At 56.4% G+C, this 15710-nt stretch carries 16 protein-coding genes and 1 riboswitch; of the genes, 5 read left to right on the top strand and 11 right to left on the bottom strand.

Going from position 1 to position 15710, the window contains the following annotated elements:
* Positions 1-5: 5 nt before the first annotated feature.
* The 6 genes from cobA to MUN82_RS15525 form a co-directional block, all read right to left on the bottom strand.
* On the bottom strand, positions 6-788 hold the full coding sequence (gene cobA / locus MUN82_RS15550) for a uroporphyrinogen-III C-methyltransferase (RefSeq protein WP_245091907.1): 783 nt from the start codon (positions 786-788) through the stop codon (positions 6-8).
* Positions 789-896: 108 nt separating this feature from the next.
* A complete protein-coding gene (locus MUN82_RS15545; RefSeq protein ID WP_245091905.1) occupies positions 897-2183 on the bottom strand; it encodes a sulfate adenylyltransferase subunit 1 in 1287 nt (428 codons plus the stop codon).
* Positions 2184-2283: 100 nt separating this feature from the next.
* On the bottom strand, positions 2284-3189 hold the full coding sequence (gene cysD / locus MUN82_RS15540; protein WP_185282316.1) for a sulfate adenylyltransferase subunit CysD: 906 nt from the start codon (positions 3187-3189) through the stop codon (positions 2284-2286).
* A 96-nt stretch (positions 3190-3285) separates the two neighbouring features.
* A complete protein-coding gene (locus tag MUN82_RS15535) occupies positions 3286-4038 on the bottom strand; it encodes a phosphoadenylyl-sulfate reductase (protein ID WP_245091903.1) in 753 nt (250 codons plus the stop codon).
* Between the two features lie 268 nt (positions 4039-4306).
* Positions 4307-4398, bottom strand: a riboswitch (SAM riboswitch).
* 154 nt (positions 4399-4552) lie between these two features.
* Positions 4553-5599 (bottom strand): ferrochelatase, encoded by a 1047-nt coding sequence (gene hemH, locus MUN82_RS15530; protein ID WP_245091901.1) that lies wholly within the window; start codon positions 5597-5599, stop codon positions 4553-4555.
* 113 nt (positions 5600-5712) lie between these two features.
* Positions 5713-6426 (bottom strand): HAD family hydrolase, encoded by a 714-nt coding sequence (locus MUN82_RS15525; RefSeq protein WP_245091899.1) that lies wholly within the window; start codon positions 6424-6426, stop codon positions 5713-5715.
* A 104-nt stretch (positions 6427-6530) separates the two neighbouring features.
* Between MUN82_RS15525 and era the strand changes: the two genes are divergently transcribed.
* The 3 genes from era (at position 6531) to MUN82_RS15510 (ending at position 9313) form a co-directional block, all read left to right on the top strand.
* On the top strand, positions 6531-7427 hold the full coding sequence (gene era, locus MUN82_RS15520; protein ID WP_245091897.1) for a GTPase Era: 897 nt from the start codon (positions 6531-6533) through the stop codon (positions 7425-7427).
* Positions 7428-7585: 158 nt separating this feature from the next.
* Positions 7586-8908: a ribosome biogenesis GTPase Der gene (der, locus tag MUN82_RS15515; RefSeq protein WP_245091895.1), complete on the top strand. Its 1323-nt coding sequence runs from the start codon at positions 7586-7588 to the stop codon at positions 8906-8908.
* Between the two features lie 144 nt (positions 8909-9052).
* Positions 9053-9313: a hypothetical protein gene (locus tag MUN82_RS15510; protein WP_245091893.1), complete on the top strand. Its 261-nt coding sequence runs from the start codon at positions 9053-9055 to the stop codon at positions 9311-9313.
* A 79-nt stretch (positions 9314-9392) separates the two neighbouring features.
* Here MUN82_RS15510 and MUN82_RS15505 read toward each other — a convergent pair whose 3' ends face one another.
* The 5 genes from MUN82_RS15505 to MUN82_RS15485 form a co-directional block, all read right to left on the bottom strand.
* A complete protein-coding gene (locus tag MUN82_RS15505; RefSeq protein WP_245091891.1) occupies positions 9393-9959 on the bottom strand; it encodes a hypothetical protein in 567 nt (188 codons plus the stop codon).
* A gap of 113 nt (positions 9960-10072) precedes the next feature.
* Positions 10073-10873 carry an N-acetylmuramic acid 6-phosphate etherase gene (murQ, locus tag MUN82_RS15500; protein ID WP_245091890.1) on the bottom strand — a complete coding sequence of 267 codons (801 nt, stop codon included), beginning with the start codon at positions 10871-10873 and terminating at the stop codon, positions 10073-10075.
* Positions 10874-10892: 19 nt separating this feature from the next.
* Complete coding sequence (locus MUN82_RS15495; RefSeq protein WP_245091889.1) at positions 10893-11543, bottom strand: HAD family hydrolase; 651 nt, start codon at positions 11541-11543, stop codon at positions 10893-10895.
* A gap of 50 nt (positions 11544-11593) precedes the next feature.
* A complete protein-coding gene (locus MUN82_RS15490) occupies positions 11594-11845 on the bottom strand; it encodes a cytochrome b5 domain-containing protein (RefSeq protein ID WP_245097584.1) in 252 nt (83 codons plus the stop codon).
* Positions 11846-11957: 112 nt separating this feature from the next.
* Positions 11958-13106: a formimidoylglutamase gene (locus tag MUN82_RS15485; protein ID WP_245091888.1), complete on the bottom strand. Its 1149-nt coding sequence runs from the start codon at positions 13104-13106 to the stop codon at positions 11958-11960.
* Between the two features lie 175 nt (positions 13107-13281).
* Between MUN82_RS15485 and MUN82_RS15480 the strand changes: the two genes are divergently transcribed.
* Together MUN82_RS15480 and MUN82_RS15475 are read left to right on the top strand one after the other, a co-directional pair.
* Positions 13282-15060 (top strand): AMP-dependent synthetase/ligase, encoded by a 1779-nt coding sequence (locus tag MUN82_RS15480; RefSeq protein ID WP_245091887.1) that lies wholly within the window; start codon positions 13282-13284, stop codon positions 15058-15060.
* A gap of 109 nt (positions 15061-15169) precedes the next feature.
* Entirely contained in the window at positions 15170-15646 is a 477-nt protein-coding gene (locus MUN82_RS15475; protein WP_245091885.1) for a MarR family winged helix-turn-helix transcriptional regulator, read from the top strand.
* Positions 15647-15710: the final 64 nt, after the last annotated feature.

The raw sequence follows: 15710 nt of genomic DNA, 5'->3' as shown, positions 1-15710 counted from the left end.
AGCCCTTAGGCTACTTGAGCGTATTGATAAAGAATAGTGGCCGCCTGCTGGGGCGTAGCCTGGGCGGTGGCCAGTGTCACCACATCGCCTACCACGATAATAGCTGGTGCGCCAATGCCAGCCGCGGCAGCTTGTGTGGCCAGGGTAGCCACCGTACCCACCACGAGGCGGGCATTGGGCAGGGTGCCATTCTGCACCACGGCCGCCGGCCGTTGGGCGGCCCCGTACCGGGCAAACAGTTGCATAATTTCTTCCAGCCGGCTCAATCCCATCAGAATCACTGTGGTAGCGTTGGCCCGTGCCGCCTCCAGTACCTCGCCCGACAGCTCCCCACTAGATGTAGTGGCCGTAAGTACCCGAAAGCCCTCACTTAGCCCCCGGTGCGTAACCGGGATGCCCAGGCTACCCGCCGCCGCTACGGCGCTGCTAATACCGGGCACGTAGGCCGTGGCCAAGCCGTGCGCCTCAGCATACAGCATTTCCTCCCGGCCTCGCCCAAACACAAACGGGTCACCACCTTTCAGGCGCACCACGTGGCCGTGCTGACGGGCTTGCGCTACAATGAGGGCGTTGATTTCATCCTGCGAGTAGGCGCGCTTTCCCCGTCGCTTGCCCACAAAGATTTGTAAGGCAGTGGGGGCATAGGCCAGCAATTCGTCGTTGGCCAGCGCGTCGTAGAGCACCACGTCGGCCTCGGCCAGTACGCGGGCGCCCTTTAGCGTCAGCAGCTCCGGGTCGCCGGGGCCGGCGCCTACTACAGTCAGGCGAGGGGTAGGGAGGGTAGGCATGGGTTGAGAGAATGAGATAGGGCGAGGTAGGGGCGGCTTGTAGTCGCCCTTTACGCGGTAGGTGTCAGAGACAGGTTTGCAACGACGGGCGTGTGCACCGCACCTCTACTAAATAGAAAACGCCACGGCACCGGGTTCGGCCACAGTGAAATAGTCCGGGTCAACAGCTTCAATAAGGCCAGCCGCTACAGTATTGCCGGTTTGCTCGTCTACCAACACAAAAGAGCCCGACTGCCGATTGTCGCGGTAGATGTCGGCGGCCAGGGGCACAGCAGTTTTCAGGCGCACCCGCACAATGTCGTTCAGGCGAGCTTCCTCGGCGCCCAGGTGCGTAAGGCTCTGCACATCGAGGCGGTAGAGGATGGTAGGCAGCGAGGCTTTCACCAGGGCCGCATGGTGCTGGAGCAAGAAGCGCCGGCCGGCACGCAACGGCGTTTCGGCCATCCAGCACAGCGTGGCTTCTAGCTCGCGCGTGAGGTGCGGTACATGCTGCACCGGTACAATCGTGTCGCCGCGGCTGATATCTACGTCATCGGCTAGGCGAATAATCACGCCCTGCGGAGCCACGGCTTGTTCTACCTCTTGCTGGTTGATTTCAATGGCTTTAATGGTCGATGCCAGACCGGAGGGTAGCACCTGCACCTTGTCGCCACGGCGGTAGGTGCCGCTCTGGATCTGGCCAGCGTAGCCGCGGTAGTCGGGCAGCTCGGCGGTTTGAGGGCGCACCACATACTGTACCTGGAAGCGGGGCTCGGCCTTGGTTTCCTCGGCGCCAGGTACGGCCTCGAGGTGCTCCAATAGATTGGGGCCGGTGTACCACGTCATGTGTTCCGAGCGCCGCACGATGTTGTCGCCCTGCAAGGCGCTCATCGGAATCGGCGTTACGTCGGTCAGCTTCAACAGCTTGGTGATGTCCTGATAATCGGCTACAATCTTGCGGAATACCTGCTCGTCGTAGCCCACTAGGTCCATTTTGTTCACGGCCAGCACAAAGTGCTTGATGCCCAGCAGCGCTGCAATGATGCTGTGGCGACGCGTTTGCTCAATCACACCGTGGCGGGCGTCTACCAGTACAATAGCCAGGTCGGCGTTGCTGGCGCCGGTCACCATGTTGCGAGTGTACTGCACGTGGCCAGGCGCATCGGTGATGATGAACTTGCGGCGCGGCGTGGTGAAATATTTATAGGCTACATCAATGGTGATGCCCTGCTCGCGCTCGGCTTTCAAACCATCGGTTAGCAACGCTAAGTCTACGTTGCCTTGGGCCGCGCCACGGCTTTCCAGCGCCGCCAGAATATCCAGCGACACCGAATCAGAATCGTATAGCAACCGGCCAATCAGCGTGCTTTTGCCGTCGTCTACACTGCCGCACGTAATAAATCGAAGTAAATCCATGAGATGAGATGGTGAAATGGTGAGGTTGTGAAATTGTGAGTTTGTCGTGTGGATGAAGTGTATATGCAATGCACAACTTCACCCTTCACAACTTCACCATTTAGAAATAGCCGTTGCGTTTGCGGTCTTCCATGCCGGTTTCCGAGATGGTATCGTCGAGGCGGGTAGCGCCCCGCTCGCTCACTTTGGCCTGGATGATGTCGGCAATGATGTCTTCCACGGTGCTGGCGTCGCTGGCCACGGCAGCCGTGCAGGTAGCGTCGCCCACGGTACGGAAGCGCACCTGGCGGCTCACAATCTCATCGTCGGCATCGAGGTGCAGGTGCTCTGTGAGACCCAATAGCTGCCCGCCGGGTAGCACCACGCACTGGCGCTCGTGGGCAAAGTAGATTTCGGGTAGGGCAATGTTCTCGCGGCGGATGTAGTTCCACACGTCCAACTCAGTCCAGTTGGAAATAGGGAACACGCGCACGTTCTCGCCCTTCTGAATCTTGCCGTTATAGATGTTCCACAACTCGGGGCGCTGGCGCTTGGGGTCCCACTGGCCAAAGTCGTCGCGCACGGAAAAGATGCGCTCCTTGGCGCGGGCCTTCTCCTCGTCGCGGCGCGCCCCGCCGATACAAGCATCAAACTCAAACTCTTCAATCACATCCAGCAACGTGTAGGTTTGCAGCGGGTTGCGGCTGGGGTATTTGCCGGTTGGGTCTTGCAAGCCCTTTTGCTTAATGGTGTCTTCTACCTTGCGTACCACCAGCTTTTCGCCGAGTTGCGCAGCCAGCGCGTCGCGGAAGGCCAGCACCTCAGGAAAGTTGTGGCCTGTGTCTACGTGTACCAACGGAAACGGAAACTTGCCCGGCCGGAACGCTTTTTCAGCCAAACGGGTAAGCACAATCGAATCTTTGCCGCCCGAAAACAACAGGGCCGGCCGCTCAAACTGGCCTGCTACTTCGCGCAGAATGTGAATGGCTTCGGCTTCGAGCCGGTCCAGGTAATCAAGGGTAGGCATATGAATGAGTTGTCTGTATTCCGTTGTTTGTGATATGGGCGCGGGGTAGTAGAACGCCATGCTGAGCTTATCGGAGCATGGCGTTCTACTATCCTTCTACGCCGGCACCTGTTCCACCACCGGGTCGGGGCCATTGTGGGTGGCGTGTAGGCCGCACTCCTTGGCATCAGCGTTTTCCCACCACCAGCGCCCGGCCCGGAAGTCCTCACCCGGCTTAATAGCGCGGGTGCACGGGGCACAGCCAATGCTCACAAAGCCCTGCTGATGCAGTGGGTTGGTAGGTACGCCGTTGTCTTTGGCAAACGCCCAGCACTGCTCCCAGGTCCAATTGAACAGGGGGTGTATTTTGACAAGCTGATGCGGCTCGTCCCACTCTACCGGCTCCATGGTCTGGCGGTTCTGCGACTGCTCGGCCCGGATGCCAGTAATCCAGATTTGCTGGCCTTCCAGCGCCCGATTTAGGGGTTCTATCTTGCGGATACCGCAGCATTCCTTGCGGTTCTCAATGCTCTCGTAGAAGCTGTTGGGGCCTTTGGCCTCTACCAGCGCCTGCACGCTGGCCGTCTGCGGAGCGTAAGCTTTGATAGGCTTCTGATATTTCAGAATGGTTTTGCTCCAGGTGGAATAGGTCTCCTGAAAATTGCGGCCTGTATCCAGCGTGAATACCTCAATGGGCAGGTCGTGTGCAAAAATCAGATGCGTAATAATCTGATCTTCAATCCCGAAAGAAGTGGAGAAAGTGACTTTGCCGGGAGCCTCTTCTACCGCAGTGCGTAGGATATCCAATGCATCCTGGATAGCAAACTGCTGGCGTAGGTCAGAAACCCGCGATTCGAGGGAAGTAGCCATAAACGAAGAAAATCTAAAGGAGAAGTGCGGACGAGGCCGCGGAAGGGTAGCCGGCGGCAGCGTTGGCTGCTTACGCACGGTACGGATTGCGAGTCGGGGCCGTGCCGGGGGCACTTCGGGCAGTCAGACTCAGGTTAAAGGGAACGAGTTCCCGGTCGTTTCAACAACAACAGGCACAGCACATCATACCCATACAAGCGGCTACACGGCCGGAGAGGGTAGGAGAAGCAAGGGTGCGGAAGTTGTTGGAATGGACCACGGTTGTTTGTTTTTATATGGTCAGGACTTGGCACCGTTCCGCGATAAGCGGAGGTTGCCGGCGTTTCGTCGAGCCTGTCTCTCCACGCCTCTGTATAAAAACAATCCTTTAAAGGGAAAGAATTGGTGGCACAAAGGTAAAGACACAGCGCCGAAAAACACAAATAAAAAAATATCCGACCCGCTATACGTAGCAGGTCGGATATAACTAACGAGAGTGGAAAAGGTTCTTGGAGTGGTAGTAAATAGGGTGTCCTTAATTCTGCTGAATCATGTTCACCACGCCTTCTACCCACTGGGGGTGCGAGTTTAGGGAAGGTACCAACTGCCAGTGCTTGCCACCGGCTTCTTCAAACAGTTCCTTGAACTCCACGCCTACCTCAATAGTGGTTTCCAGGCAGTCGGCTACGAAAGCGGGAGAGAATGCCAGCACGTTTTGAATGCCTTTTTTTGGGAATTCCTTCAGCACTTCGTCGGAGTAGGGTTGCAGCCATGGGTCGCGCAGGCGGCTTTGCAGGCGGCTCTGGAAGGCTACCGTGTATTGGTCGTCGCGCAGGCCGAGGCCTTTGGCTAGCAGGCGCGAGGTCTCGAAGCACTGCGCCCGGTAGCAGTAGCGGTTGTTCTTATTATACGTGTTGCAGCACTTGCCCAGCTGGCAGTAGCCTTTGAAGCTACCCTTCAGCACATGACGCTCCGGAATACCATGGTAGCTGAACAGCACGTGGTCGTAGTCGTGCTTGTCCATTTCAGCTTTACCCAGCGTCACGAAAGTGCCGATAAAGCCGGGGTCATCGGTAAACGTGCTGATGAAGTTTACGCTGGGCACAATCCACCACTTGCTCACAATCTCCATCACCTTTTCCTGCACTGAGCCGGTGCTGGCCGCGGCGTACTGCGGAAACAAGGGTAGCACAATAATGCGTTCTACAGCGGCGTCGCGCAGCTCCTCCAGCGCCTTTTCGATGCTAGGATTCTGGTAGCGCATCCCAAAGGCCACCACGTAGTCGGAGCCGAGTTGCTCCTGTACCAGCTTTTGCAGATCCAGGCCATGGTAGAGCAGGGGCGAGCCGCGCTCCGTATCCCAGAGCTGCTGGTAAATCTTGGCTGATTTGGGCGCCCGCAACGGTACTACCAGCCCCTGAAAAAGAGGGTAGCGTACGGCGGCTGGCATATCAATCACGCGGCCATCGGTGAGGAACTCGTTGAGGTAGCGGCGCACGTCGGGGGTGCGAGGCGAGTCGGGCGTGCCGAGGTTGACGAGCAGGACGCCAACACGGCGTTTGGAAGTGGCGGGGGTAGGCATGAGTAGGAAACGGCTAATCCGTAGCAAGACAAAGGTAGGGGCCGGGAGGTTTGCAGGGAAACCAGGATTTTTCGCTGGATTCTCTAGCTGTGCTTACGCTCCCATGTCCGTTGCTAAGGCACGGTGCTTTCCAGCACGCGCAGCACCTCCGGCAGCGGCTCTAGTCCTGTTAGTACGGCTACGGTAGGATCGGGGCTAGAAGTGCCGAATCGTTTCAGCCATACCGGCCGGATGCCCACGGCCCGTGCGCCCAGTACATCGGCAGTCCAGTTGTCGCCTACCAGCACGGTTTCTTCGGGTAGGGCGTGCAGTCGCTCCAGCGCTGCTTGAAAAATGCGCGGGTCGGGCTTGGGCACACCCACATCCTCGGAGGTGATGAGGGCATCTACAAGGTTCGTCAGTCCCAAGAAAGCCAGTTTATCCTGCTGCTCGGCAGTGCGGTTATTGGTGATAATACCAATCTGATAGCGCGGCTTTAGGGCCTCAAGCAGTGCCACAGCGCCAGCTACTGGTCGGCGCAGGCGGCGGTAGTGGTCATAATGAAGCCCAACAAATTCTTCAGTGGCAGTTTCGGAGTCTAGCACGTGGTAGGGCGCCAGTAGCTGCTGAAACCGCAGGCGGCGGGCATCAAGGTAGTGTATCTCACCGGCCAAAACACGTGGGTGCATTTCCTCCAGCAGTTCGCTGTAACGTGCATACAGGTCGTCCAATGGCACAGTGGCGAGACTAGAAAACTGTACTGTGCTGGCTTGCAGGGCAGCGCGGGCCGTACCGGCGTGGTCGAACAACGTATCGTCGAGGTCGAAGAGGAGAGTGGTAAGTGGCATCTGGGCAAAGGTAGGCAGGCCATAGAGGAAGGACTACTTATTTGACCAAGCTTCCGAAGCCGCCCGAAAAATCGTACCTTTGCGGGCTAATTCCCTGACAACCCGTGAATACCGAACCAAAACCGCACCGCGCCGGCTTCGTGAGCATCATCGGCAAGCCCAACGTGGGCAAGTCCACGCTGATGAACGCGCTGCTGGGTGAGCGGCTCAGCATTGTGACCAGCAAGGCCCAGACCACGCGCCACCGCATCCTGGGCATTCTCAACGGCGACGATTTCCAGTTGGTGTACTCCGATACGCCCGGCATCATACAGCCCAAGTACGAGCTGCACAGCGCCATGATGTCGTTCGTGTACTCGTCGCTGGAAGACGCCGACGTGGTACTGTTCGTGACGGATATTTACGAGAAGCACGATGAAGAACCAGTGGTGGAGCGTCTGCGCAAAATGCAGGATACGCCTATCTTTTTGCTGGTCAATAAAATCGACCAGGCCGATCAGGCTGAGGTAGAGGCGAAGGTAGCGTATTGGCAGGAGCACCTACCCAATGCCACCCGCGTGCTACCTATCTCGGCGCTGGAGAAATTCGGGACCGGCGAGCTGCTCGATCTGATTCTAGAGAAGCTGCCGATTCACCCGCCTTACTACCCCAAAGACGAGCTAACTGATAAGCCGGAGCGCTTTTTTGCCGCCGAAATGATTCGGGAGAAAATCTTCAAGCTCTACAAAAAAGAGGTGCCCTACTCCTGCGAGGTAGGCATCGAGGAGTTCAAGGAAGAGGACGATATTATCCGGATGCGCGCCACGATTTACGTGGAGCGTAGCAGTCAGAAGGGTATTATTATCGGCAAAGGCGGCGAGGCCCTAAAGAAGGTAGGCACCTGGGCACGGGAGGAAATGGAGAAGTTTTTCCTGAAAAAAGTGTTCCTCGAAATTCACGTGAAAGTCAACGAAAACTGGCGCACTGACCCCAAAGCGTTGAGCCGGTTCGGCTATCAATAGTAGGATAGGTAGGGAGGTGTAAGGGTAGAAGTTTACGAAACATCACTTTCTACCCTCACACCTCCCTACCCTCCCTAAAACAACTCCGACCACATCAACCTACTTAACTACTCCGGGCACTGCCAAAACTGGTCGGGCTGGCGGCTGGAGTCAGACAAATGAAAAATACCATTGCAATTGTGGGCCGCCCCAACGTGGGCAAGTCCACGCTGTTCAACCGCTTGGTGGGGCAGCGCAAAGCCATCATGGACAACGAGTCGGGCGTAACGCGCGACCGGCACTACGGCTACGGCGACTGGATTGGCAAGTACTACACTGTGATTGACACCGGTGGCTACGTGCACAACTCCGAGGACGTATTCGAGGAGGAAATCAATAAGCAGGTAAAGCTGGCTATTGATGAGGCCGACGTGGTGCTGTTTATGGTGGACGTAGACGCTGGTCTGCACCCGCTAGACGAGGAGTTTGCCAACGTACTGCGCCGCTACCAGGGCCAAAAGCCGATTTATCTGGTGGCTAACAAGGCCGATACCAACGCCCGCGCCCACGCCGCTGGCGAGTTCTACGCCCTGGGTATGGGTGACGGCGAAATCTATTCCGTCAGCTCGCAAAGCGGCTCTGGCACCGGCGACTTGCTGGATGCGGTAGTAAGCCACTTCGAGGAAGAAGGTGAGGAAGAGCCCGATGCCGGCGTGCCTAAAATTGCCGTAGTAGGTCGCCCTAATGCTGGCAAATCGTCGTTTGTGAACCTGCTGCTAGGCACCGACCGCAGCATCGTGACGGATATTGCTGGCACCACCCGCGACTCTATTTCGGCGCGCTACAACGCGTTTGGCAACGAGTTTATCCTGGTAGATACGGCCGGGTTGCGCCGCAAAACCAAGGTGAAGGAGGACGTGGAGTTTTACTCTGTGTTGCGCGCCATTCGGGCCATGGAGGAGTCGGATGTGTGTGTGGTGATGCTGGATGCTACCCGTGGCATTGAGGCGCAGGACGTGAACATCATCTCCCTGGCCGACAAGAACCGCAAAGGCATCGTGATTCTGGTGAACAAATGGGACCTCATCGAGGACAAAGAAACCAACACCGCCAAGGAATTCGAGGAGAAAATCCGCGAGAAGATTGCGCCGATTGCCTACCCACCCATCGTATTCATCTCGGTGCTGAATAAGCAGCGCGTGCACAAGGCCATCGAAACGGCCATTCAGGTGTACGAGAATAAGATGCACAAAATCCCTACCTCCCAGCTCAACGAGGTGATGCTGCGCGAGATTGAAAAGTCGCCGCCGCCCGCCACTAAGGGCAAAATGGTACGTATAAAGTACGTGACACAGTTGCCTACCCACAACCCGGTATTTGCGTTTTTCTGCAACCTACCGCAGTATGTGAAGGAATCGTACACGCGTTACTTGGAAAATAGGCTGCGTGAAAACTTTGGTTTTCAAGGCGTTCCGATTGGTATTGTGTTCCGGAAGAAGTAAAGCAGAAAAAAACTGAAATTTTTTTGGGTAGGTCGGGTTACCTTCTGCTGATGTAGGTATAAACCCCCGAATTTCGCCTCCGGCTCGGCTGGAACCCGCGAAACTCACCAAACCTGAAATTTCATTTTTCAACTTACCCCCATCATGAAAAAAGTTCTGTTCCTCGCTCTGGCTGCCGCTTCGTTCTCGTTCGCTTCTTGCGACAGCAAAAAAGAAGACGCTACTGAGCAAGCTGCTGACAACGTAGAAGCTGCTGGCGAAGCCAAAGCTGACGCTATGGAAGAGCAAGCTGACGCAGTACGTGACTCGGCCGACGCTAAGGCTGACAACATGGAAGATGCAGCTGACGCTACCGACGCTCCTACTACTACTGCTCCTGCTACCACTGGCACGACTGCTCAGTAATTTCAGCAACGTCTGATATAACAAAAAGGCCTCCCACACCGGGAGGCCTTTTTGTTTGTGGCGCAAGAGCAAATAGTGCCTACCCCAGGCGACGCTGCAACAGGCCGTCTATGACTTTGAAAAGCTTTTTGGGTGAATACGTGCGCCACGGTAGCTCGTCGAGCTGGCCACCAAAGTTGATATAGCTATCGAGGTTGTACTGGCGCATTTCGCGCGAGACGTGCTCCTGGAAGTTAACGCCGGCAATCCAACCGTCTTCTACATCCTCAAACCATTCCTCGTAGTACGAATCATCGGATCCGTGGAAGTTGAATACGTTTTCGCCTACGAGCACAAAACGGGCAATGCCTTCGTGTAGCAGCGGGTCGATGATTTCCCGCTTGAGCTGCATGATGTCGTTTTCAATGGCATCATTCCATTCTCCGATAAACTCCAGAATGGCCGACTGCTGCTCGTAGTCAACAAATAAAATCTTGATAAACAGGGTATCCGACCCAAAGCTGTCCCACTGCGGATGAATGTAATAGCCGTAGATGGTATTCACGTAGCTGTCGAGGCTGTTCTCGGCGCCGTGGAGGGGGGAGCGAGGGTCTTCAGAAGCCGAGTACTGGTCGATCCAGGCGTAGTGTGGCTCGATGGTATGCACGCAGGTATAGCTAGAGGTACAACAACCGGCCTTACATGCGTAGGCCGCCGTTACCTAACGCAAGACCGAATTGAAGTGTTCGGAGTGGAGTAGTAACTGCTCAATTATAGTCCCTACCCGCGCGCCTCTAGTGCTGCCCGCACCGAGCCGTGCTTCTTTAGTAACTGAGCGGCTTCATCCTGCTCGATACCTAGCTCGTCCATCAGCATCCGTTCGCCGCGGTCTACCAGCTTGGCATTGGAGAGCTGCATGTCTACCATCTTGTTGCCCTTCACCCTACCCAGCCGAATGAAGGTAGCGGTAGTGAGCATGTTGAGCGCCAGCTTTTGACCGGTGCCGGCTTTCAGGCGGGTGCTGCCCGTCACGAACTCCGGTCCGGTTACTACTTCTACCGGAAACTCGGCTGCGGCCGCTACCGCAGAACTCGCATTGCACACAATGCAGCCCGTGGCCAGTCCGTGCTGCCGGGCCCGTTGCAGACCGCCAATCACGTAGGGCGTACGGCCCGAGGCGGCAATGCCCACCACGATGTCTTTGTCGGTGATATTGTGGGCTTGTAGGTCGCGCCAGGCTTGCTGGGCGTCGTCTTCGGCGTTTTCTACGGCTTTGCGAATGGCGGTGTCGCCGCCAGCAATGATGCCCACTACCAGCCCGTGCGGCACGCCGAAGGTAGGCGGGCACTCCGAGGCATCAACCACGCCCAGCCGCCCGCTGGTACCCGCCCCGATGTAGAACAACCGGCCGCCCTGTTGTAGCCGCGCCACGGTGGCTTCTACTAATGCCTCTAGTTGGGGTAGGGCTTTTGCTACGGCCTGCGGTACGGTTTGGTCTACGCTGTTCATACCAGCCAGTAGCTCGTGGGTCGACAGCGTTTCGAGATTATTGAACAGGGAGGCGCTTTCGGTGGTGCTCATGGGGTAGGGGCGAAGGAGGTTAGAGTAACTGACGGATAAAGGTATCAGTAAAGTCTTCGGCAAAGTGCAGCACGTTGGGCAAGTGCGTAAACTCGTGCGGCTGGTGCGTAGTGGTGAGAATCACGGTATCCATGCCGGCAGTGTGGGCGGCTTCGGCGCCTTTGGGCACGTCCTCAAACACTATGCAATCGGTGGGCTCGACGCCTAACTCAGCAGCGGCTTTCAGGAAGGTTTCGGGGTGCGGCTTGCTCAGCGTCACATCGTCGGCGCTGACGATAGCGCGGAAATAGCGCCGGATATCCAGCGTATCCAGCACAAAATCAATATTGAACGGAATAGCCGCCGACCCAATGGCCACCGGAATATCCAGCTGGTAGGCGCGCTCCAGAAACTCCGCCAACCCCGGCAGCAGCTGCAAGTACGGCCGAAACTCGTCTTGGTATCGCTGCTCCTTCGCTACCGACAGTTCCTCGATTTCCTCGGCAGTGAAGCGGTCCGGCCCGAACATGCGTACCAGCACCTCGCCGTTCTTGCCGTACATCTGCGGCTTCACTTCGTCCCAGGTGAAATTGCCGCCCAGCTCGTGGTTGAAAATGTGGCGCCACGCCTTGGTATGGTACTCCATATCATGAATCATGGTGCCGTTCAAATCGAAGATAAATGCCTTCATGCGGTAAGAAACAGGGTAGGGAATGCAACAATTATGGGTGTACAATCAGCTTACTTCTTCGGAGAAGCACTGACCGCCAACCGGCCAATAATCGGAAAATTGTCGAATACGTTGGGCGTATGGGGGGCGTCATGGTCTAGCTCACGGGTGAGGTCTTGACCGGCCCAATGCTCGTAGTGGTTGCCGCGCCGCCATAGCCGGGAGCGGCTCACATCGTAGATGTTGCCCTGGTAGGCCACCCATATTTCGTCCCGGTCTTGCCCATTGCGCAGGGCTAGTTGGGCGCGCGTGTAGGTAGGCAACAATGTGTCTACCGGCAAGGGTAGGCTATCTTGGGCAGATGAGTTTGCGTGCGTTTCGCTCATAGATACAGCAAATAACTAGCGAACTAGCTAAACCTCCCTGCGGCAACCACTATCCCAGTAGCGCCTGCGTCAGAATCCAGCGGTTGGGTAGGTCGCCTTGGGCGGCGCGGATGTAGTCGTCGTAACTGCATGGCACAATGCGCTTGATGTCGCTATCGGCTAGGCTTTCCACTTCCAGCCACCATTTTTCGGTGCGTTTGGCTTTGTAGAACACCAGCTTGGCCGGTGTGCCAGGCAGTCCCACTGCATATCGAATAAAGCGTCGGCTCTGAAAATCCATTTCGCCCCAACGGTGGTAGAAGCCCTCCACAAAATACCACAGCATAGTAGCCAGCGTGCCAGCCGCCAGGCCGTGCGTGTCGTGGTCGGGGCGGTAGCCGTAAAGGCCGAAGGATGTAAGCTGATCGTTGTGGCCGGCATACCAAGACAGCTGCGCAGCTTCTTCGCTGCTAAGCCCGAAGGAATTGGCAGGGTAGTAGCCCGGCGCCTCGGTCCAGCGGAGTGCGGCCACGTCAAACGTCACGAAATCGGCTTGGCGGAGCAGGGGCTCGGCCTGGCGCACATCAGTACGGATGGCTCCCAAGCGCATCGTTTCAAAGTGCAGTTTTTCCAGGGCCGCTAGCACGTCGGGCGCCACCAGGTATTGCTGGTGCCCTAGCTGCGCAAAGTTGAACAGGAAGTTGGGCTCGTGAATGATCATGCGCCGCAGGTGGGCCTCCTCGGCCGGGGCGCAGTCGTACTCGGCCATGTCTACGCGGGCATCTACGGAGGCAAAGCTGATGGGACGGTCCAGCGTTTCGTAGGCCAGAAACTGCCCGTAGTCCAGATCGGGTCCACCGCCGAGCAGGATGGCTACCGTATTGTGCTCTAGCAGAGCTGCCACTATTTCGCGTAGGCGCAGGTAGGTGTCTTCCAGCGTGAGGCCAGGCCGCAGATTGCCTAAGTCTACCAACTTGGCTGGCCGCACGCCGCGCTGCAAGTGGTAGAAGCGCTGCCGCACGGCATCGGCGCCGTGGTGGGTAGGCGCCCCGGCGGCGGTGCCGCGCCAGTCGTCGAGACCGATAAGGGCCAGGTCGGCCGAGCGCCAATCGGGAAACGTGTGCACAAACGGGGTGATGTACGCCGCCAGGGCCGTAGGGGCAGCCGGTGGGGCCACCACCTCTTCCCGAAGCGGATCAAAAAAAATACCCAGATTCATGAGTGCAAGCAAAGCGTAGAGGCCCAAAATTACGCAAAAGGCACTACCCAAGGGCTTTTTGCGTAGTAGAAAGTAGGTGGTCAGCAAGTTAGCCTACAGCCAATCTGCTAGCCCATAGCTTTTCTATGAAAAATCCGGTTATTTAAGCAGCATTTCCCATCCTTCTGCTCTCTTTATGGACATTCGTCGCACATTTGATATTCTACCTGCTCAGCAGGCAAAATTTCCCAAAGCCGATTGCATGGCCGCTAAGCGCGACGGCAGCTGGCAAAAAATGAGTACCCAGGAAGCCATTGATCAGATCAACTTAGTGAGCCTGGGGTTGGTGAAGCTGGGCTTAAAGAAAGATGATAAAGTGGCCCTTATTGCCATGAACCGGCCCGAGTGGATGCTGGCCGACTCCGGCATCTCGCAGATTGGTGCGGTGGTGGTGCCTATGTATCCCAGCATCACGATAGAGGACTACAAGCATATTTTCAGCGACGCCGATGTGAAGGCCGTGCTGGTGTCGGATGAGAAGCTGCACGAGAAGGTACTGGCTGCCACCGAAGGCATGAACATCGCCCACGACCATATTTTCAGCTTCGATAAGATTGACGGTGCCCGGCACTTTTCGGAGCTGCTGGATATGGGTAGGGAGGGCAACCCCGCCGACCTGGAGCCGCTAAAAGCCGCCGTGCAACCCGATGATTTGCTCACGCTTATCTATACCTCTGGCACCACGGGTAAGCCCAAAGGGGTAATGCTCAGCCACGACAACCTGCTCAGCAACCTGCGCAGTGCTGCGCCCTTTGTGCCGGTAGGGCCTAAGGATAAGGCCCTGAGCTTCCTACCCCTCTGCCACATTTTCGAGCGCATGGTGACCTACCTTTACATGACGCACGGCGTGAGCATCTACTACGCCGAAAGCATGGAAACCATTGCCGACAACCTGCGTGAGGTGAAGCCTGAAATCTTCACTACCGTGCCTCGTTTGCTGGAGAAGGTGTATGAGAAGATAGTAGCGAAAGGCCACACGCTGGAAGGTGTCAGCAAGAAGCTGTTTTTCTGGGCCTTAGATCTGGGCCTGAAATACGATACCCAGAAAGACCAGGGGTTCCTATATAATACGCAGTTGGCGCTGGCCAACAAGTTCATTTTCAACAAGTGGCGCGAGGCGCTGGGCGGTAATCTGCGCTGTATTGTGAGCGGTGGTGGTGCCTTGCAGCCACGCCTGGCGCGGGTATTTTGGGCCGGTGGCATTCGGGTGATGGAGGGCTACGGCCTCACCGAAACCTCGCCCGTTATTGCCGTTGGAGGCTTTGAGCCCGAGAACAACCTGATTGGCACGGTAGGGCCACTCATCGACAACATTGAGGTGAAAATTGCGCCCGACGGCGAGATTTTGACCCGCTCGGCCTCTGTGATGAAGGGCTACTATAACCAGCCCGAAAAAACCGCCGAGGCCATCGACGCCGACAGCTGGTTCCACACCGGCGACATTGGGGAGTTTGTGCAGAATCGTTTCCTCAAAATCACAGACCGTAAGAAAGAGATGTTCAAGACCTCGGGCGGCAAGTATGTTGCCCCGCAGGTGATTGAGAGCAAGGTGAAGGAGTCGCCGCTGGTGGAGCAGATTATGGTGGTAGGCGACGGCCGCAAATTTCCCTCTGCCCTGGTAGTGCCGGCCATGGATGAGCTGAAAAGCTGGGGAAAGAAGAATGGCGTAGAGATTGGTTCGCTAGCGGACGCTGTGCAGAACGAGAAAGTAATCAAGCTCTACAACAACCTCATACACGGCTACAACAACGATTTTGCACACTGGGAGCAGGTCAAGAAAATTGTGCTGGTGCCCAGGCAGTGGTCGGTAGAAACCGGCGAGATGACACCTACCATGAAGCTGAAGCGCAAGGTGATTTCCGAGAACATGAAGGATGTAATCGAAAGCATCTACGAGTTCAACGAGAAGCGATAGACTTGGCAGGGTAGGGGGTACTTGCCTCCCTACTCTGTCAAATTTTTTGCCCTCACTTAGTATGCAAGCATAACAAATAATCGTATGTTTACCAGACTTCACCTTGCCCATGAAACCGGAAGAAACCGTCGATTATAACATCAAAGTAGCCTGGCACGCCATTTCGCGCATGTACAATGCGCAGGCCGCTAAGCATGATATCACTACAAGCATCGGCTTTGTGCTGCTGAACATCGATCAGGAAAACGGCACGCCCGCTACCAAGATAGCGCCGCTACTGGGTCTGGAAACCCGCTCGCTTACGCGCATTCTGCGCAGCATGGAAGAAAAGGGCCTGATCTACAAACAGGCTGATGCCCACGACAAGCGCTCGGTGCGCATTTTTCTGACCGAAGAGGGCCTGCGCGGTAAGGAAATCTCCCGCCAAACCGTACGTCACTTCAACCAGAAAGTGCGCGAGCAGATTCCGCAAAACCAACTCGATGTGTTCTTTAAGGTAATAGGGCAGATTACGGGGATGATCGAGGGCAAAACGCTTTTCGATGACTTTATGGTGAAACCATCGCGCAAGGAAATGCCTGCTTAGAGAGTCCCTTGTTGGGCTATTCGTTTGCAACTACATACTCTACTTCATGGGCGTCTGCAAGGCG

This window comes from Hymenobacter aerilatus, from assembly GCF_022921095.1.
Lineage (GTDB): Bacteria > Bacteroidota > Bacteroidia > Cytophagales > Hymenobacteraceae > Hymenobacter > Hymenobacter aerilatus.
The sequence above is the reverse complement of the archived record's forward strand: the minus strand, read 5'-3'. Positions and strand labels throughout refer to the sequence as shown.

Bases quoted from the DNA above. Each gene is read 5' to 3' on its own strand.
- cobA (WP_245091907.1), bottom strand. From the start codon at position 788: ATGCCTACCCTCCCTACCCCTCGCCTGACTGTAGTAGGCGCCGGCCCC.
- MUN82_RS15545 (WP_245091905.1), bottom strand. From the start codon at position 2,183: ATGGATTTACTTCGATTTATTACGTGCGGCAGTGTAGACGACGGCAAA.
- cysD (WP_185282316.1), bottom strand. From the start codon at position 3,189: ATGCCTACCCTTGATTACCTGGACCGGCTCGAAGCCGAAGCCATTCAC.
- MUN82_RS15535 (WP_245091903.1), bottom strand. From the start codon at position 4,038: ATGGCTACTTCCCTCGAATCGCGGGTTTCTGACCTACGCCAGCAGTTT.
- hemH (WP_245091901.1), bottom strand. From the start codon at position 5,599: ATGCCTACCCCCGCCACTTCCAAACGCCGTGTTGGCGTCCTGCTCGTC.
- MUN82_RS15525 (WP_245091899.1), bottom strand. From the start codon at position 6,426: ATGCCACTTACCACTCTCCTCTTCGACCTCGACGATACGTTGTTCGAC.
- der (WP_245091895.1), top strand. From the start codon at position 7,586: ATGAAAAATACCATTGCAATTGTGGGCCGCCCCAACGTGGGCAAGTCC.
- MUN82_RS15510 (WP_245091893.1), top strand. From the start codon at position 9,053: ATGAAAAAAGTTCTGTTCCTCGCTCTGGCTGCCGCTTCGTTCTCGTTC.
- murQ (WP_245091890.1), bottom strand. From the start codon at position 10,873: ATGAGCACCACCGAAAGCGCCTCCCTGTTCAATAATCTCGAAACGCTG.
- MUN82_RS15495 (WP_245091889.1), bottom strand. From the start codon at position 11,543: ATGAAGGCATTTATCTTCGATTTGAACGGCACCATGATTCATGATATG.
- MUN82_RS15485 (WP_245091888.1), bottom strand. From the start codon at position 13,106: ATGAATCTGGGTATTTTTTTTGATCCGCTTCGGGAAGAGGTGGTGGCC.
- MUN82_RS15480 (WP_245091887.1), top strand. From the start codon at position 13,282: ATGGACATTCGTCGCACATTTGATATTCTACCTGCTCAGCAGGCAAAA.
- MUN82_RS15475 (WP_245091885.1), top strand. From the start codon at position 15,170: ATGAAACCGGAAGAAACCGTCGATTATAACATCAAAGTAGCCTGGCAC.